The 17,146-nt window shown below is 71.7% G+C and carries 15 protein-coding genes and 1 pseudogene; 11 read left to right on the top strand and 5 right to left on the bottom strand.

The window, feature by feature from the left end; genetic code table 11:
* Nucleotides 1-63 precede the first annotated feature (63 nt).
* The 5 genes from IE313_RS04695 (at nucleotide 64) to IE313_RS04675 (ending at nucleotide 5,719) form a co-directional block, all read left to right on the top strand.
* A complete protein-coding gene (locus IE313_RS04695) occupies nucleotides 64-1,461 on the top strand; it encodes an MFS transporter (RefSeq protein ID WP_189929603.1) in 1,398 nt (465 codons plus the stop codon).
* Nucleotides 1,454-2,662 (top strand): enolase C-terminal domain-like protein, encoded by a 1,209-nt coding sequence (locus IE313_RS04690; RefSeq protein ID WP_189929602.1) that lies wholly within the window; start codon nucleotides 1,454-1,456, stop codon nucleotides 2,660-2,662. Before IE313_RS04695 ends, IE313_RS04690 begins: the two co-directional genes overlap by 8 nt.
* A gap of 251 nt (nucleotides 2,663-2,913) precedes the next feature.
* Nucleotides 2,914-3,624, top strand: coding sequence for a DUF969 domain-containing protein (locus IE313_RS04685; protein ID WP_189929601.1), 711 nt, complete (start codon nucleotides 2,914-2,916; stop codon nucleotides 3,622-3,624).
* Entirely contained in the window at nucleotides 3,621-4,589 is a 969-nt protein-coding gene (locus IE313_RS04680) for a DUF979 domain-containing protein (protein ID WP_189929600.1), read from the top strand. Before IE313_RS04685 ends, IE313_RS04680 begins: the two co-directional genes overlap by 4 nt.
* Before the next feature lie 80 nt (nucleotides 4,590-4,669).
* Complete coding sequence (locus tag IE313_RS04675; RefSeq protein WP_189929599.1) at nucleotides 4,670-5,719, top strand: DUF2891 domain-containing protein; 1,050 nt, start codon at nucleotides 4,670-4,672, stop codon at nucleotides 5,717-5,719.
* A 639-nt stretch (nucleotides 5,720-6,358) separates the two neighbouring features.
* On the opposite strand, the pseudogene IE313_RS04670 reads toward IE313_RS04675, so the two are convergent.
* Nucleotides 6,359-7,252 (bottom strand): annotated as a pseudogene (locus IE313_RS04670) (LysR family transcriptional regulator); the annotation flags it as partial.
* A 164-nt stretch (nucleotides 7,253-7,416) separates the two neighbouring features.
* Between IE313_RS04670 and IE313_RS36320 the strand changes: the two are divergent.
* Both IE313_RS36320 and IE313_RS04665 read left to right on the top strand, forming a co-directional pair.
* Nucleotides 7,417-7,500, top strand: coding sequence for a putative leader peptide (locus tag IE313_RS36320; protein WP_373316925.1), 84 nt, complete (start codon nucleotides 7,417-7,419; stop codon nucleotides 7,498-7,500).
* A gap of 397 nt (nucleotides 7,501-7,897) precedes the next feature.
* Nucleotides 7,898-9,058: an LLM class flavin-dependent oxidoreductase gene (locus tag IE313_RS04665; protein WP_189929597.1), complete on the top strand. Its 1,161-nt coding sequence runs from the start codon at nucleotides 7,898-7,900 to the stop codon at nucleotides 9,056-9,058.
* Between the two features lie 219 nt (nucleotides 9,059-9,277).
* Here the strand turns inward: IE313_RS04665 and IE313_RS04660 are convergent, their stop codons facing one another.
* Nucleotides 9,278-9,838, bottom strand: coding sequence for a dihydrofolate reductase family protein (locus IE313_RS04660; protein WP_189929596.1), 561 nt, complete (start codon nucleotides 9,836-9,838; stop codon nucleotides 9,278-9,280).
* Between the two features lie 490 nt (nucleotides 9,839-10,328).
* On the opposite strand from IE313_RS04660, the gene IE313_RS04655 reads away from it, so the two are divergent.
* Complete coding sequence (locus IE313_RS04655; RefSeq protein ID WP_189929595.1) at nucleotides 10,329-10,481, top strand: SRPBCC family protein; 153 nt, start codon at nucleotides 10,329-10,331, stop codon at nucleotides 10,479-10,481.
* 136 nt (nucleotides 10,482-10,617) lie between these two features.
* Here the strand turns inward: IE313_RS04655 and IE313_RS04650 are convergent, their stop codons facing one another.
* The 3 genes from IE313_RS04650 to otnK all read right to left on the bottom strand — a co-directional run bounded on the left by IE313_RS04650 (nucleotide 10,618) and on the right by otnK (nucleotide 13,678).
* The gene (locus tag IE313_RS04650) at nucleotides 10,618-11,466 is read right to left on the bottom strand and encodes an alpha/beta fold hydrolase (protein ID WP_189929594.1); all 849 of its coding nucleotides are present in this window, start codon (nucleotides 11,464-11,466) and stop codon (nucleotides 10,618-10,620) included.
* A 221-nt stretch (nucleotides 11,467-11,687) separates the two neighbouring features.
* Nucleotides 11,688-12,329, bottom strand: a complete 642-nt coding sequence (locus tag IE313_RS04645; protein ID WP_268256685.1) for a class II aldolase/adducin family protein — start codon at nucleotides 12,327-12,329, stop codon at nucleotides 11,688-11,690.
* Complete coding sequence (gene otnK / locus IE313_RS04640) at nucleotides 12,326-13,678, bottom strand: 3-oxo-tetronate kinase (protein WP_189929593.1); 1,353 nt, start codon at nucleotides 13,676-13,678, stop codon at nucleotides 12,326-12,328. The genes IE313_RS04645 and otnK overlap by 4 nt, the downstream gene beginning before the upstream one ends.
* Before the next feature lie 217 nt (nucleotides 13,679-13,895).
* Between otnK and IE313_RS04635 the strand changes: the two genes are divergently transcribed.
* From IE313_RS04635 to IE313_RS04625, 3 genes are read left to right on the top strand one after another with little or no spacing between them, the layout of a single operon-like run.
* Nucleotides 13,896-14,888: a 3-hydroxyacyl-CoA dehydrogenase family protein gene (locus IE313_RS04635; protein ID WP_229924375.1), complete on the top strand. Its 993-nt coding sequence runs from the start codon at nucleotides 13,896-13,898 to the stop codon at nucleotides 14,886-14,888.
* Between the two features lie 56 nt (nucleotides 14,889-14,944).
* Nucleotides 14,945-15,748: a DeoR/GlpR family DNA-binding transcription regulator gene (locus IE313_RS04630; RefSeq protein ID WP_189929592.1), complete on the top strand. Its 804-nt coding sequence runs from the start codon at nucleotides 14,945-14,947 to the stop codon at nucleotides 15,746-15,748.
* A 43-nt stretch (nucleotides 15,749-15,791) separates the two neighbouring features.
* A complete protein-coding gene (locus IE313_RS04625) occupies nucleotides 15,792-17,132 on the top strand; it encodes an MFS transporter (protein ID WP_189929591.1) in 1,341 nt (446 codons plus the stop codon).
* Nucleotides 17,133-17,146 lie beyond the last annotated feature (14 nt).

The following is a 17,146-nucleotide window of genomic DNA, read 5'->3' as shown; positions in this document are numbered from 1 at the left end:
CGCACCACGACCCCGCGTCCGTGCGGCCGAGCAGACCTGACCATGTGAGGGCAAGGGAGCACCATGGCACTGCCCGAGGAACACCCGGCCTCCGCACCGCCGGAGAACTCCGGCGACGGCCGACTGACGGAGCAGGAGAAGAGAAGGACGATACGCAAGGTCGGCTGGCGGCTGATGCCGGTCCTCGCGTTCGCCTATTTCGTCAACTCCATCGACAAGACCAACATCAGCCTCGCCTCGCTCACCATGAACAGGGATCTCGGCCTGACCGAGGCCGCGTTCGGGCTGGCGTCCGGGCTCTTCTTCCTCGGCTACTTCGTCTTCGAGGTACCGAGCAACGTCATCCTCTACAAGGTCGGACCCCGCCGGTGGATCACCCGCATCATGGTGAGCTGGGGGGTCGTGTCCGCGGCCACCGCCCTCGTGCACGGCAGCGGCAGCCTGTACGCGGTGCGGGTGCTGCTCGGTGTGGCCGAGGCGGGGTTCTACCCCGGTGTGCTGCTCTACCTCATGTTCTGGTTCCCGACCCGCTACCGGGGCCGCATGCTGGCCTTCTTCGTGCTCGGCGGCTCCCTCTCGGGGGTGTTCGGGAATCCGCTGACGGGACTGATCCTCGATCACACCGACGGCCTCCTCGGCCTGTCCGGCTGGCGGATGATGTTCGTCCTGGAGGGGTTGCCCGCGATCGCTGTCGGGGTGGTGGCGCTCCTAGTGCTGCGTGACCGCCCCGTGGACGCGAAGTGGCTCACGGAGCGCGAACGTACCTGGCTCACCGGCGAGCTGGACGCGGAGCAGTCGCTCGTGCACGGCCGCAACGCGCACGCGGGCAGCTTCCGGATGATCACGGACATCCGGGTGGCGATGCTGTCCTTCGTCTACTTCTGCAAGGCCGTCGGGCAGTACGGGCTGACCTTCTTCATGCCCCAGATGATCGTGCTGTTCGAGGCCGAGGCGCACCACACCTACTCGGCGACCACGGTCAGCCTGCTGACCTCCGTCCCCGCGCTCGCCGCCGTGCTCGTGGCCGTCCCATGGGCGATGCACTCGGACCGGACGGGCGAGCGGATCTGGCACAGCGCCCTGCCGCTGTTCGCCTCCACGGCCGGGCTCTGCGCCGCCGCCGCGTTCGACCGGCCGGTCGCGATCATGGTGGCGCTCTGTGTGGCCAGCATGGGCATCGGCACGATGAGCCAGGCGTTCTTCCAGATCCCGGGCCAGTTCCTGACGGGGATGGCCGCGGCCGGCGGGCTGGCCCTGATCAACGCGGTGGGCAACCTCGGCGGCTTCGTGTCGCCGTACGCGACCGGCTGGCTCAAGGACACCACGGGGACCTTCTCCACGGCGTGCTACGTGATGGGCGCGGTCATGGCCGTCGGCGGTTTCGGCATCCTCGCGTTCCCGCGCGTAGCGCGCCGCAAGGCGCACACGGAACTCCTCCGAAAGGCACACACCCATGCCTGACAAGCCCGATATGACGATCTCCTCCGTCGAGGTGCAGGCCGTGCGCGGGCCGCGCCCCGCACCGCCCCCGGGACCGGGCCAGAGCCAGGTCAAGCCCCTGCACATCTACCCCGAGCACCGGCCCGTCACCGGCGCGCCCCGCTCCGCGCCGCCCGGGCAGCCCGCCTGGACCGAGTCGCTGTACCTGAGGATCGGCACCGACGCCGGCCCGTTCGGCTTCTACGGGCCGATCGACCGCGAGGCCGCCTGGCCGATCGTCGAGTTGTACGCCGACTTCCTGATCGGGCAGGACCCGCTGGCCGGGACGATCGTCTGGGACAAGCTGTACCGCCTCGACCGGCACTCCCGGCACGGCCACCTGAAGATCGCGCTCAGCGCCGTCGACAACGCCCTGTGGGACCTGCGCGGCAGGGCGTACGACGTGCCGGTGTGGCGGCTGCTCGGCGGCTCCTCGCGCACCCGCGTGCCCGCGTACGCCAGCACGCTGGGCACCACGCTGGAGCCGGACACGGTACGGGGGGTGGCCGCGCGGCTGGCGGAGGAGGGGTTCGCGGCGCAGAAGTGGTTCCTCGCCCGCAGTCCGCAAGAGGGCTGGGCGGGCCTGCGCGCCGACGTCGAACTCGCCGAGACCGTGCGGGACGCGCTCGGGCCCGGCGCCGAGGTGATGTTCGACGCGTTCATGGGCTGGGACCTGCACCACGCGACGACCTGGGCGCGCGAGGTGGAACGGCTGCGGCCGCGGTGGCTGGAGGAACCGTTCTCGCCCACCCAGTACGGCGCGTTCACCGAACTGCACCGCGCCACGCGCGTGCCGTTGGCCGCTGGCGAGCACCTCTACGACCGCGCCGACGTGCTGCCGTACCTGCGCGACGGAGTGCTGTCGGTGCTCCAGACCGATCCGGAGTGGTGCGGCGGGGTCACCGAACTGGTGCGGATCTGCGCGGTGGCCGAGCCCTACGGCGTGCCCGTGATCCCGCACGGCCACGGGTTGCACGCCGCGCTGCACGTGGTGGCGAGCCAGCCCCCGGCGACCTGCCCCATGGTCGAGTACCTGGTCCGGCACATACCCGCCCGCCACCACTTCGAGGCGAACCCGCCCACGCCCGTCGACGGATGCTTCCCGCTGCCCACCGGCCCCGGCTTCGGGATCGAACTCGACCCCGCGAAGACCGACAGCGTGCAGATCTGGAACCCGGCCTGACGGCAGCGCCGAGGCCGCCCGGATCCCGACGCCCGGGGCGCGCCCGGCCGGGATCCGGGCAGGCGCAAAGAGCCCGGAACGGACAGGCACCGAGGCGCCTTCTCCCCTTTCCGACGATATGCCAGGAACGGACGCCAGAAAGAAACAGCCAGCATATTGTTGGACTGTTGAACGATCTCCTACTCTCCCGGGCAGGCCGCCTCGCCGTTTCGGCGGGGCATAGAACAGCACAACCCTCTAAGGGGCATCGGATGCTCGTCCTGCTCGGCGTACTCGTGGTCGTCCTCGGTTTCGCCACCAAACGCAACGCCCTGCTCGTCGTCGCGGTCTCCGGGATCGTCACGGCGGGCATCGACGGACAGTCCCCGAACGAGATACTGACCACGTTCGGCACCAACTTCGCCTCCAGCCGGTCGGTGACGGTCTTCGTCATCACCCTGCCGGTCATCGGCCTGCTGGAGCGCTACGGTCTCCGCGAACAGGGCAGGGCCCTGATCAGCAGGCTCGCCAGGCTCACCACCGGCCGGCTCCTCGCCCTCTACCTCCTGCTGCGGCAGGTCACCGCCGCGTTCGGGCTGATGAGCATCGGCGGGCCCGCCCAGACCGTGCGCCCGCTGATCGCGCCCATGGCCGAGGGCGCCGCCGAGCGCAAGTACGGCTCCCTGCCCGACCGGGTGCGCGAGCGCATCAGGTCGCTGGCGGCGAGCGCGGACAACGTCGGCGCGTTCTTCGGGGAGGACATCTTCCTCGCGGTGGGCTCGATCCTGCTGATCACCGGGTTCGTCAACGCCACTTACCACACGCACCTGGAGCCGCTGAAGCTCGCGCTGTGGGCCATCCCGAGCGCCGTCTGCGCGCTCTTCATCCACGGCGGCCGGCTGCTGTACCAGGACCGGCTACTGGCGCGCGAGCTACAGTCCGTCAAGTCCGCCGCCACCACGTCCGAGGAGGCCGGCGCATGATCAAGGCAGAGTGGTTCTACTGGCTCGTCGGTGCCGTCTTCGTGGTGATGGCCCTGCAGATGCTCCGCGACACCACCAACCCCAAGCGCTACGGCACCGCGGCCTTCTGGGGGTTGCTCGGCGTCTGCTTCGTCTACAGCACCTGGGTGGTGGACAAGAGCGCGCCCGCCCAACCGCTCGGTGTCGCCGTACTGGTCATCGCGGCCCTCGCCGGCTTCGGCCGCACCGGACGCGGCACGGCCGAGGGCACTCCGCCGGAGCGCCGCGAGGCGTTCGCCGCCCGGTACGGCAACAAGCTGTTCATCCCCGCCCTGTGCATCCCGGTGGTGGCCGTGCTCTGCTCGGTGCTGGTCAAGCACTGGAGCGTGGGCGGCACGCCCATCCTGGAGAAGGACTCCGAGACGCTGCTCGGCCTCGGCATCGGCTCCCTCGTCGCCCTCGCCGTCGGCATGGTCCTGCTGCACGAGCGCCGGGTGTCCGTCCCCGTGCACGCGGGCCGTTCGATGCTGGAGTCGATGGGCTGGGCGCTGGTGCTGCCCCAGATGCTCGCGATCCTCGGCGCCATCTTCGCAACCGCCGGGGTCGGCACCCAGATCGGCAGGATCACCGAGCACCTGCTCCCGGACGGGCAGACCTACACCGCCGTCATCGTGTACTGCGTCGGCATGGCCCTGTTCACCGTGATCATGGGCAATGCGTTCGCCGCCTTCCCCGTGATGACCGCGGCGGTCGGCTGGCCCGTCCTCATCCTCCATGCGCACGGCAACCCCGCCGCGGTGCTCGCGGTCGGCATGCTGAGCGGCTTCTGCGGCACCCTGCTGACGCCGATGGCGGCCAACTTCAACCTCATACCGGCCGCACTGCTGGAACTGAAGGACACCTACGGACCGATCAAGGCGCAGGCTCCCACCGCGGTTGCCATGCTCGGCTGCAACATCGCCATCATGTGCCTGTTCGCCTTCTGATGACGGCCCCGTCCTTCGGTCCCGCCCGTCACCGGCCGCCATCCGCGGACCGCCGCCGCACCCACTGATCGGAGCAGTACGTGTCCCTCGCCCAGGACCCCGCCCGGCGTCCCACCACCCTCGACGAGCACGCCGACGCCTTCGCCCGGCTCGCCGCCGCCAACGTCACCCGCGCCTACCCGTACGCCCCGCAGCAACTCCTCACCGGACCCGACGACCTGACCCCGCCCCGCACCCGGCACCCCGCCTTCTACGGCTCCTACGACTGGCACTCCTCCGTGCACATGCACTGGCTCCTGGTGCGGCTGCTGCGCAGGACGCCCGCGGGCATCGACACGCAGGCCGTGCGCGAGGTGCTCGACGCCCATCTCACCGCCGGCGCGCTGGCCGCGGAGGCCGCTCATCTGCGCGCCAACCCTACCTTCGAACGTCCCTACGGCTGGGCCTGGCTGGCGATGCTGGCCGCCGAGTGCACCGGCGCGAGCGCCGACGGGGTCGAGGGCGCGCAGGCGTGGGCGAAGGCCCTCGGCCCCGCCGCCGACGTGGTGGCGGAACTGGCCGGGGCGTGGCTGGCCAAGGCCACGTATCCGATCCGGCACGGGGTGCACACCAACAGCGCCTTCGCGCTCGGGCTGCTGCTCGATTCGGGTACCGCCACCGAGGCGGCGACCGATGCCGTACGCCGCTGGTTCCTGGCCGATCGCGACTACCCGGCCGCCTGGGAGCCCTCCGGCCAGGACTTCCTCTCCCCGGCGCTCACCGAGGCCGACGCGGTGCGCCGGATCCTGCCGGAGGCGGAGTTCGCCGAGTGGCTGACCGGCTTCCTGCCGGGCCTGGCCGAGGGGCGGCCCGCCGGTCTGCTGACCCCGCCCGTGGTCTCCGACCCGGCCGACCCGCAGATCGGCCATCTGCTGGGGCTGGGCCTCAGCCGCGCGGCGGCCCTCTCCTCGATCGGGCGCGCGCTGCCGGCCGGCGACCCGCGGGTGGCCGTGCTGTCCGCCGCTGCCGCTGACCAGCTCACCGCCGCACTGCCGTTCGTGGCCACCGGCACCTGGGCCAGCGACCACTGGCTCGCCACCTTCGCGACGCTGGCGCTGGAGTCGGCGGGCGCGGACGGAGCCGGGGCCTAGGACAGGGCGATCGCGCCGGCGGCCGGGCCCCGGTCACCGGCCCCGCCGCGGTGCGACGGAACGGGTCCCGCACCGGTGCCCCGGCCGTTTGGCGGCGGACCCGCCGTGGCGGGGGCGGCGGCCGTGGTGGTCGGCAGGCGGGCGCGGCGGTCGGAAGGCGGGCGCGGCGGACATGCGCTCGTGCAGCGCCTCGCCGGGCACCCTGCCGTACCGTCTCGCCGCGCGCCCTGCCGTACCGCCGCGCCAACAGCGCGGGCGCAAACGGCGCGGGCGCGCCGCGGGGCCTTCAGCCCTCAGTCCTCAGTCCTCAGTCCACGGATGCAACGGCGTCCCGGGCTGCGCCGCTTCCTCGCCGCGGCTGGCTCTGCCCACCCCGCCCGCTCCCCCGGCCCCCGGGCTTTCGCGGATCCCCGGGCCTGTGCGGATTTCTCGACTGCCGAAGGCCCCCCGGCCCGTGCGCATTTCCGGACCGCCGAGGAACTCCTTTGCCGGTGAGGATTTCCCGACTGCTCCCGCTTCCCGGTCGTCCTGGATTCCTTCCTCCTGCACAGCCCTTTCGGCTGCCACGCATTCGCCGCAGGAGTCGGGCAAGCAGTGCGAGTCGGGCACGGGGCCGCCGGTGCGGTCGCCGTCGCGCGTGTAGTTCTCGGCGTTCTCCATGAACATCGTGTGAAGCGCCCGGACCGCCATCGGAACGGAACCGGAAAGCGGGCGCTGTATCACCATCAGGACCGCGGTGTCGTCGACGTCGAGGGGTCGGCAGGTGATCAGACCGGCGCGTTCCAGCGGATCGCCGCGGACGCTGAAATCGGGCAGCACGGTGGTGCCGAGGCCCTCCGCGACCATCAGTTTGCCCATTTCCGCCCCGTCGGTGGAATACGAGAAGCGGGGCCCGCGCCCTTCGAGGAGCCGGTGCACATAGCGGTGCATGACGTAGCCGGAGCGCATCACGATGAGCGGTTCGCCGAGGAGGTCGCCGACGGAGATCCGGCTCCTGGCCGCCAGCGGGCTGTCGGACCGGATGCAGGCGACCGGCCGGCCGCGCAGCAGTTCGGTGGTGTGGAACCCGGGCGGCTTGTCGTCGCCCTGGAGGTAGTTGACGAGGCCGAGGTCGAGGCCGCCCTCCAGCAGCTCGCGGTGGATGACGGACTCCTGGGCACCGACCACCTCCACCTGTGTCCCCGGATGGGCGGCGCGGAAGGTGCGGATGGTGGGGACGAGCAGCGGGACGGTGGCGGCGTTGACCGTGCCGAGCCGGATCATCCGGCTGGTGTGGTGCTGCTCGTCGGCCACGCGGCGGAGTCTGTCGACCGCTTCCAGGACGCCGACGATGTGCGGCAGCAACTCGCGACCCTCGGTGCTGATCCGCGCTCCCGAGCGCCTGCGGTCCAGGATGGTCACGCCGAGCTCGCGCTCCAGGTTGCGGACCGTCTCGCTCAGGGCCGGCTGGGACAGGTGCAGGGCCTCGGCGGCCCGGCGCAGGGAGCCCAGACGGGTCACGGCCTCGATGTACTCGAGCTGTTCGATCCGCATGGCATCCAGGTCTTCCCCGGCCCGCTGGAAGGGAAACCCTATCACCACGTCGAATAACCCGAATATGCCGGAGAGCGGGCGGCCTGTACGCTCCGGGGCACAGGGTGGAACGACAGCGTGAATCGGCAACGATTCGCTGTCCTGCGAGAGGCGGTGAGTGGCCGATGCGGAAATTGGGTCAACTGACCCGGCGGCGCCACGTCGATCTCGTACGGGTTTCCAGCGCCCTGTGTCGCAGCGCGGGCTGAATTAGGTCACCAGTCCCTTCTGCCGCCTGCGCTTTCCTCTTTCCGGTCTGAGGGAAATACCGCCGCACGGCGCCGGCCCACGGGGCCCACGCCCGTCGCCGGATCCTTCTCCCCCGTCGGCCCAACCGGGAACCGCCCCGGCGCCAGGCTGTGTTCCGGGCCGTGCGGGCCCCGTGCCGTCGCCCCGTGGTGCCGTGCGCAGCGGGCCCGAGGCGGCAGGCACGTCGGCCGGTACGTCCCGAACGGCGCGCGGCCACCGCGCCGCGGTCCGCGGTGGTGCGCCGGCGGTCAGCGGTGGTGCGCCACGGCCTCGTCGCCACCGCCGTCCCCCGCGCCCCGCCCCCGTCCCGCCCCGGAGCACCGGGGCGCCTTCCCGTCTCGGCGTCTGGAGAGTTCGTTGAGTCTCACCTTCCACTGGTTCCTGCCCACCTACGGGGACAGCCGCCATGTCGTCGGCGGCGGGCACGGCATGCCCGCCGGTGCCGCCGGCGGGCAGCGCCCCGCCGATCTCGGCTACCTCACCCAGATCGCCCGCGCCGCCGAGCAGTTGGGTTTCGTGGGCGCGCTCACCCCGACCGGCGCGTGGTGCGAGGACGCCTGGCTCACGACGGCCATGCTCGCCCGCGAGTCCGAGCGGCTGAAGTTCCTCGTCGCCTTCCGACCCGGCTTCCTCTCGCCGACGCTCGCCGCACAGATGGCCGCCACCTTCCAGCGGCACGCACCGGGCCGGCTGCTGCTGAACGTGGTGACGGGCGGCGAGAGCCACGAGCAACGCGCGTACGGGGACTTCCTGGACAAGGAGGCCCGCTACGAGCGGACCGGTGAGTTCCTGTCCATCGTCCGCGGCCTGTGGCAGGGCGGGCCGGTTTCCCTGGACGGCAAGCACCTGCGGGTCGAGGGCGCGCAACTGGCCCGCGTCCCCGACCCGGTGCCGCCCGTCTACTTCGGCGGTTCGTCCCCCGCGGCCGGTGCTGTCGCGGCCGGGTACAGCGACGTGTACCTGACGTGGGGCGAACCACCGGAGCAGGTCGCCGAGAAGATCGCCTGGATCCGGGCGCTGGCCGCGGAGAAGGGCCGCACCCTGCGGTTCGGCATCCGACTGCATGTGATCACCCGGGACACCGCCGACCAGGCGTGGACCGAGGCGCGGCGTCTGCTGGACGGCTTCTCGCCGGAGGCGATCGCGTCCGTCCAGGCGGGACTCGCGCGCAGCGAGTCCGAGGGGCAGCGGCGGATGCTTGCCCTGCACGGCGGCAACCGCGACGGCCTGGAGGTCTCGCCGAACCTGTGGGCCGGCATCGGCCTGGTGCGCGGCGGCGCCGGCACGGCACTGGTGGGCAGCCACCGCGAGGTGGCCGACCGTATCGCGGAGTACCACCGGCTCGGCATCGACGAGTTCGTCATGTCCGGCCACCCGCACGTGGAGGAGTCCTACTGGTTCGGCGAGGGCGTGCTGCCCCTGCTGGCCGGGGCGGGGCTGTGGTCCCACCCGGCGGCTGCGACGACCCGGGCTCCGGCGGCGGCCTCGGTGCCGTTCGCCTCCGAAGTGCGTCCGTGAGGTGAGGTCGGTCCCGGGGCCCTGCGCTCCGTACGGTGCCGGGACCGGTTGCGGGCCGGTCGAAGGCGGGTGGCCCGAACCCGGCACCGAGGTACGGCAGGCACGCGCGGATGGGGGTAGGCGGCTTCGCCGAGGGCGCTCGGTGGCCCCGCCCCGAACGGGCGGGGCCGGGGAGCGACGTGCACCGCCTCCCCCGGCGGACGCGCGTGCCCAGGGCCCTCAGTGCACCGCGCGGTAGCGGAGGTGGACCGTGCCGTCTGCGAAACGGCGCTCCTCCAGGAGGTCGAGCCCGACCCGGACCCCGGCCGGGAAGAAGCGCTTCCCGCCTCCGACGACGGTGGGAACGACGAAGAGCTGGTACTCGTCCACCAGCCCGGCCCTGACCGCGTGCGCGGCGAGCCCGGGGCCGCCCACGGTGAGATCGCGGTCCGATGCCGCCTTCCGTTGCCGGAGCGCGTCGGGGTCGAAGGTCCTTTCGAGCCGTGTCCTGCCCGTGCAGACCCGGTGCAGGGTCGTGGAGTACACGATCTTCTCGGCCGCCTGCCACTGGTCGGCGAAGTCGCGCGTGACCGCCGATCGGGCGGCCGGCGCGGGGCCGGTCTCCCAGCCGAGCATGGTCTCGTACATACGGCGTCCGTACAGGTAGGTGCCGACCGGACGCTGGAGGTCGTTGATGAACGCATGGACCTCCTCGCTCGGCACGGCCCAGTCGAAGTCGCCGTTCTCGTCGGCGACGCAGCCGTCCAGCGACACCGGGCACGAGTAGATCAGCTTGGCCATGGCAGTCTCCTTCTGACAGGGCGGATCCCACGGTCCTGACCCGGCACGGCAGGCCCCGTGTGCCGGTGTCCGGCGCCTCGGCGACGGTCCTCGGCCCGTCCCCGTCTGCGCGTCGCGCAGCGCCAGGGCGCGGAGGGACGCCACGACAGGGCGCAGATCGACGCGGCCAGGCCGCCCGGAGGCGATGGGGGCGTCGTACCAGGGCAGTTCGCGTACGGTGACGCCGTCCGTGGCGTTGCGGAGCATACTCTTCTGGACGAGTGCGAGGCCCGGTCCGGCAGATGACGAGGCCCGGTGCGGTCAGTGGCTCGGCGGCTTCGAGGCGGACCTCCGGGGTGGACCCGGCGGCTGCGTTGGTCGCGATGAAGGCATCCCGCCAGGCCGGGACCTCCGAGTTCTCCACGGCGATCCACGGCCGCCCGTGCAGGTCGGCCGGAGTGATCGCCTCTCGGCCGGCCGGCGGGTGGTCGGCACGCTGACCGTGCGCGACGTGCCGGGCCAGGACGCCGCGACGGTGCAGTGGAGCGGCTCGTTCACAGCGGTCGGCGTGGCCGAGGCGGAAGCAGTCGCCCTCTTCCGCGGCATCCACACCGACGGACTGGCCGTGCTGCGGCGGGCCCTCGGCGCACCGGCCGCATCCTGACCGGGCGTCGGCTCAGCGGACCGGGGGCCGGACCGGCATGCCCGTCCGGCCCCCGCGGCACCCCTTGCCGCCCCGCCGCCGGGCGCCGCGGACGCCGGTGAGCCTGCCGGGCGGGCCCGTACCGCGGGGCCTGGCGTCAGGCTGGGTGGTCGGCGGCCTGCAGGATGAGCCGGGCGATGTCGTCCGGGTGCGTGACGATCGACAGGTGACCGGCGGCCAGTTCGATGGTGGTGGCTCCCATCCGGGCGGCGAGGAACCGTTCCAGCTCCGGTGCCGTGGTCCGGTCGTTCTTCGAGACCGCGTACCAGGTCGGCAGGTGCTGCCAGGCGGCGGCCGTCGTCGTCGAGCCGGGGAAGAGCGAGTCGGCGATGCGGCCCTGTGCGGCGTAGAGGGCAAGCGCCCGGCGGCGGGGGACGCCGTTGGCGAAGTCGTCGAGGAAGCCCTCCCGGCTCAGTTGCTTGAAGCCGCCGGACTCGACCAGTTGTGCGTTGGCGGGCGGGGTGGGGAACCGGCCGGCCAGCGCGGTGTAGTCCTCTCCCGCCATCGGCGCCCGCGCGGCCACGTAGACCAGTCCCGTCACGTTCGGGGCCAGCCCCGCCTGGGAGATGACGGTGCCGCCCCACGAGTGGGCGGCCAGCACGGTCGGGCCGTCCTGCAGGGCGAGGGCCCGCTCGGTGGCGGCGACGTCGTCGGCGAGCGAGGTCAGCGGGTTCTGCACCGCGGTGACGTTCATTCCGGCGCTCTGCAGCCGCTCGGTGACGTCCGACCAGGACGAACCGTCCGCGTACGCACCATGGACGAGCACCACGTTGCGCACCCGGCGGCCGGGACGGCGGGTGGCGCCCGCGGCCGTGGTGCGCTGCCGGGTGGTGCCGCCCGGCCCTCCTGCTCCCGCGGCGGAGGCTGTGCCGCCCGGGACCACGGCCCCCGCGGTCGCCGCGAGACCCACGGCGAGCACTCCGGAGACGGTCCGTCGACTGATCATGACTGGCAACTCCTCGGTTCGGGTCGCGCGCGCCGGATGCGCGCGCAACCTGCAGGCGCCATCGTGCCGGGGGACGGCCCCGACTCCCCGTGCGCCACTTCGCACCGGTGGGGGCGGTCACCGTTTCGTAAGAACTCCCCCTCGGACCGGGCGGCCGACCTGTGCCCGTCGAGGGGCCGTCGGCCTCGGGCCGCTCGGCGTTCGCGGTGCGGCACGCCCGGTCAGGTCCACGGCGAGGAGTACCGCTCGGCGAGCCTGGACACAGCGGCCGCCTCCAGGGGCTGGAAGCGCTTCTCGCCGAGGCTGAGGAGGACCGCGCAGGTCTGTTCGAGCTCGACGGCGGTCTCCACGGCCTCGTGGATGGTGGTGCCGGCCGCGATGGAGCCGTGGTTCTGGAGCAGAGCCGCGCGGAACGGGAACCGCAGGGCCTCGATCGCGTCGGCCTGTGCTGCGTCGCCGGGGTCCGCATAGGGGATGAGCGGGGTCTGGCCCACGCGCATCACGAAATACGGTGTCAGCGGGGGGACGGCGCTGTGCGCGGACCACGGCGGGGTGCACGACACGGCAGTGGCCTTGAGCGAGTGCACGTGGACGACGGCGGCCGTGGCGGGGGCACGCCGGTAGAAGGCCCGGTGGAAGGGGAACTCCTTCGACGGCCGCGGCCCGCTCAGGAGGGTGCCGCCGAGATCGAGGACGGAGAGTTCGTCCGCTCTGAGCGCGGCGAGGTCGGCACCGGTGGGCGACATGACGACGCGGTCCCCCTCACGCATGCTGATGTTCCCGGACGAGCCGGGGCTCATTCCGGCGGCGGCGATCCTGGCTCCCGCGTCCACCAGTTCCTGTCGTGTCTTCGGTGCTATCACTTCGCGCTGACCTTCCCCTCTTGCCCGGATGTGCGGCCGAGCTCGCGCCAGGCCGTGGTGAACATGTCGACCGGCCCGAAGTTGCCCGACTTCAGTGCGACGTTGAGGAGCGCACCGCCCCGTGTCAGGGCGGCTCCCCAGGTGACTCCCGCGGAGATCTCCGGTCCGACTCGCAGCCGGGTCACGCCCAGGCCGGCCAGGACCCCGCCGGAGCTCTCCCCGCCCGCGACGATCAGTTGGGTCACGCCCGCGTCCACGAAGCCGCGCGCGATCGCCGCGATGGCCCGTTCGACCAGTTCGGCAGATGACTCCGCGTCCCGACCCGGCGCGTCGTGCACGACGTCGGCGAGTGAGTCGGCCGAATAGACGAGCGGTGTGGCGGATTCGTCCGAGGCCCACAGCTCCCGCGCCCATCGGACGATGTCGGCGACGGCCCGGTCGAACGCCGTGCGCAGGACTTGCGGGTCGAGCTTGCGCCAGGGCAGGCGGTCGCGGGCGTGCGCCACCTGTTCGCGGGTGCGTTGCGAGGCACTCCCGCACAGGACGGCGCGCAGCCCCGGCCGCACGGTGATGTCGCGTGCTCGGGCGTTCTCCAGCGGTGCCAGCCCCTGGGCGAGTCCGGAACCCCCGGTGACGATCCGCAGCGCCCGGCTTCCCTCCATGATCGTCCTGAGGTCGTCCGTGGTGATCGCGTCGAGCACGGCCGCCACCCGGCCGCCGGGGGTGCGCAGGGACTCCAGTGCGGACGCGAGTGCCTGCGGTCCCGAGCGGACCGTGGGCAGTGTGATCTGCGCCACCTCGGAGGAGGTCTGGGGTGCGAGGAGCCGCGGCAGGCTCGAATCGCGCATGGGAGTCAGCGGATGATCCCGCATCGGGCTCTCGTCGAGGAGGTCGTCACCGACGAAGAGATGCCCGAGGTACACCGTGCGCCCCGCGTCGGGGAAGCTCGGGACCACGATGGTCACCGTCTCGCCGAGATGTTCCATGAGGGCGTCGACGACGGGCCCGATGTTTCCCGCCGGGGTCGAGTCGAACGTGGAGCAGTACTTCACGTAGAAGCGGTCGCAGCCGACCGCCTCCAGCAGGCGAGCGGCGGCAAGGCTCTGCCGCACGGCCCGGTCGACCGGGGCGGTGCGCGACTTCAGGGCGATCACGACGGCATCCACGTCGCCGAGGCCGTCGAGGGCACCGGGCGCGCCGGGTCCGCGGGCCCCGGCCGGGGGCCTTTCCGTCCCGTCCTCCTCCGGCGGCCCGAACAGGACGACCGTGCGCAGCCCCTGCCCGACCAGGTTCGTCGCAAGATCCGTCGCACCGGTCACGTCATCGGCAATACAGCCCCACTGCACCACGCGGCTCTCCTCGGGTTGGCTGAATCCGTTATCTCCATGATCCAGTCTGTGAAAAAATGTTATCAGGGTGTCCGTATGTGTGAACCCTCGTGTAGAGTCCGCTCGCGGTCGTAGCACACGCCCCATCAGGCCGGGTGTGCCACGCGGCGCTGACGTCGCGTTTCGGCCGTGTCCAACGCCCGCGTGTCGCGTGCGGGCACCACAGGAGGGTCGATTCGTGAACCAGTCATCGGTGGACGGGAGCGGCGCGCAGCCGACCGCGGTCGGGCGCGCGGCCGTGGTGGGCTCCGGTTACATGGGCGGCGGGATAGCGCAGGTCCTCGCCCTGGCCGGGATCGATGTCGTGCTCGGTGACGTCGACGCCGAACGTGCCGAGGCCGCGCGCCGCCGTCTGATCGACGAGGCCGCTCGTTTCGTGGAGCGCGGGCTGTTCGAGCCGGGCGCCGTGGAGACGATCACCGCAAGGCTGAGTGCCGCGGAGAGCATCGAGGCGGCGGTGGCCGGTGTGGACTACGTCACAGAAGCCGTCTTCGAGAGCCGAGAGGTCAAGAAGGCCGTCCTCGCCCGTGTCTCGGGTGCGGCCGCCCCGTCGACGATCATCGGGAGCAACACGTCGGCGATCCCGATCGAGGAGCTCGCGGCGGCGGTCGTGCACCCCGAGCGCTTTCTCGGGGTGCACTGGATGAACCCCGCCCCGTTCGTCCCCGGGGTCGAGCTCATCCCCGCCGCCGGCACCGCCGCGTCGGCCGTCGACACCGCCGAGGCCCTTGTGGCCGCGGCGGGAAAGAACCCCGCCCGGGTGTCGGACAGCCCGGGTTTCGTGGCCAACCGGCTCCAGTTCGCGCTCTACAAGGAAGCCGTGCGCGTCGTCGAGGAGGGTCTGGCGACTCCCGAGCAGATCGACACCGTCGTCAGCAACACCTTCGGGTTCCGCCTCGCGCTCTTCGGTCCCTTCGCCATCGGGGACATGGCCGGGCTCGACGTCTATGCGGCGTCCTACGAAAGCCTGGCCGCCGAGTACGGCGAACGCCTCGCGGCGCCGGAACTGCTCACCGAGACCGTCCGGGCCGGGCATCTCGGCCTCAAGAGCGGGCGGGGTTTCCTCGATGTCCCGGCGGACGAAGCGGCCGCCCTGGTCGCCTACCGGGACAAGGCGTACGCGGCCCTGAGCGCACTGCGCAAGCAGCTCGGCCCCGCACCGGGCCGGTAGGGCGCTGACCAATTCCGCGGGCACACACCAGGAACTGTCGAGAAACGGGGACCCCCATGGCCGACGTGGAGACCAATCTCATTCCGGAGCAGCGGCGCGAGAAGCTGATCAGACTGCTGCACCGCGATGTCATCCTCAGTGTCGCCCAGCTCACGGAGATGCTCGGCGTCTCGCACATGACCGTGCGCCGGGACATCTCCGCACTCGAGCGGGAGGGCCGTGTCAGCTCGGTGCCCGGCGGGGTCCGGCTGGCGGGCGTGGTGCGCTCCGAACCGGCCTTCGCCGCCAAGTCGGTCAGTGAGACGGAGGAGAAGGCGGCCATCGCGGGCGTCGCCGAGACGCTGCTGCACGACGGCATGATCGTCTATCTGGACGCCGGAACGACGACGGGCGCGCTCGTACCCGCCATCCGTGCGCGTACCGGTATGACCGTCATCACCAATGACTTCGTCATCGTCGAACAGCTCATGAGTGCCGAACACGTCGAAACGATCCACACCGGCGGCCGGCTCGAACACGCGAACCGCTCCGCGGTCGGCAGGCTGGCCGCGGAGACACTGCGCAAGGTCAATACGGATATCGCTTTCATCAGTGCCAGTTCCTGGGACATCACAAGGGGCGTGACCACCCCGTCCGAGGCCAAGGTCGATGTCAAGCTGGCGGCGCTGGAAGCCGCCTCCGAGGCCGTGCTCACCGTCACCAGCTCGAAATTCGGAACATTCGGCATGTACGACGTCGTGGCCCTGCGGCGATTCGATCGGATCATCACCGATCGGGGTCTTCCGCAGGCCGCCGCCGACCGTCTGCGTGCCTCCGGCATCTCGCTCGATCTGGCGAGTGCAACCCGCGTCGGCGAATGAGCCGCCCGGGATCTTTCGCAACCGGCTGAAGGAAGTGACAAAGATGTCCCTCAAGAGTGCCAGTGGGCCGGCTACTGGAACGAGCCCCGCATCGACCTCGGTCTCCCCGGGCCGGCGGCGATACGTCATCGCCCTCGTCCTCGGGCTGGTGGTGTGCCTCGGCTATATGGACCGGGTGAACTTCTCCGTGGCCGGGGACGAGGTCATCAAGGCGTTCGGCCTGTCGACCGGCGAGTTCGGTCTGGCCACGTCGATCTTCAACTGGGCCTATGTGGTGGTCCTGATCCCGGTGGGCATCATCGCCGACCGGCGCGGCGCCCGCCTGGTGCTCGCCCTCTCCGTCATCGTGTGGTCCCTCGGTGCGCTGTTCACCGGGCTCGCCGTGGGAATGGGCACCCTGATAGTGGCGCGGTTGCTCCTCGGCGCAGGTGAATCGAGCACGTTCCCGGCGGGCAACCTCGCCGTGCGCGAGTGGGCGCCGGCGAAGGAGCGCGGCATCTTCACCGGGACGCTCAACGCCGGAACGGTGGTGGGGCCGGCGGTGGGCGCGGTCGTCGCCGCCTACCTCGTGGTGGAGCTCGGCTGGCGCGGCTCCTTCCTCGTCGAGGGCGGCGCCGGACTCCTGGTCGGCGTGATCTGGTACCTGGCGTACAACTCCCCGGAGAGAACCAGATGGCTCCGCCCGGGCGAGCGGGCGATGATCCTGGCCGAGCGCGAGGGCGCCGCGACCGCGGAGGAGAAGCCGCCGACCGCTGCGATGAGCATCGGGGGGCTCCTGCGGACCAGGACCGTCTGGGGGCTGATGATCACGCAGGGGTGCGGTGTCTACACCAGCTACCTCTTCCTGAGCTTCCTGCCGCTGTACCTCGTCACGGAGCGCCACCTGAAGATCCTCAGCTCCGGCTGGGTCACGGGTCTGACCTACGGGATCGCCGCCGTGGGCAGTGTGATCGCCGCACGGATCAGCGACCGGGCCCTCAGGAAGGCGGAGGTGCGGCGAGGAGGGCGGCGCAAGGCGGTCGCCTGCGTGATGCTGCTGACGCTGCCCCTGCTGGCGCTGCCCTGGATCACCAGCACCGCCGGTGTCATCGCCCTGATCTCCTGGGTGCTCATCATGGACACCGCCGCGATCACGCTGAACTGGGCGCTGACGAGCGATCTCATCGTGGACAAGGCGTCGAGCGGTCGCGCGTTCGCGCTGACCGGTGTCGGCGGTAACGTCTTCGGCCTGCTCGCTCCGATCGTCACCGGCTACCTGGTCGACTGGACCGGCAGTTACACCGTCCCGTTCCTGGTCGCGGGAGGTCTGCTCCTGGTCGGCGCGGGGGTCACCTGGACGATGTCGAAGCGCCCGCTGCAACCGGCGCAGGCCGCCGGCAGGTGACGTTGTGCAAGGGG

The sequence above is a fragment of the Streptomyces sulfonofaciens genome, from assembly GCF_014656295.1.
Classification (GTDB): Bacteria; Actinomycetota; Actinomycetes; order Streptomycetales; family Streptomycetaceae; genus Streptomyces; species Streptomyces sulfonofaciens.
The sequence above is the reverse complement of the archived record's forward strand: the minus strand, read 5'-3'. Positions and strand labels throughout refer to the sequence as shown.

Coding starts and splice junctions, on each gene's coding strand:
- IE313_RS04695 (WP_189929603.1), top strand. CDS start 64: ATGGCACTGCCCGAGGAACACCCGGCCTCCGCACCGCCGGAGAACTCC.
- IE313_RS04690 (WP_189929602.1), top strand. CDS start 1,454: ATGCCTGACAAGCCCGATATGACGATCTCCTCCGTCGAGGTGCAGGCC.
- IE313_RS04685 (WP_189929601.1), top strand. CDS start 2,914: ATGCTCGTCCTGCTCGGCGTACTCGTGGTCGTCCTCGGTTTCGCCACC.
- IE313_RS04680 (WP_189929600.1), top strand. CDS start 3,621: ATGATCAAGGCAGAGTGGTTCTACTGGCTCGTCGGTGCCGTCTTCGTG.
- IE313_RS36320 (WP_373316925.1), top strand. CDS start 7,417: ATGCGGAAATTGGGTCAACTGACCCGGCGGCGCCACGTCGATCTCGTA.
- IE313_RS04660 (WP_189929596.1), bottom strand. CDS start 9,838: ATGGCCAAGCTGATCTACTCGTGCCCGGTGTCGCTGGACGGCTGCGTC.
- IE313_RS04650 (WP_189929594.1), bottom strand. CDS start 11,466: ATGATCAGTCGACGGACCGTCTCCGGAGTGCTCGCCGTGGGTCTCGCG.
- IE313_RS04630 (WP_189929592.1), top strand. CDS start 14,945: ATGGCCGACGTGGAGACCAATCTCATTCCGGAGCAGCGGCGCGAGAAG.
- IE313_RS04625 (WP_189929591.1), top strand. CDS start 15,792: ATGTCCCTCAAGAGTGCCAGTGGGCCGGCTACTGGAACGAGCCCCGCA.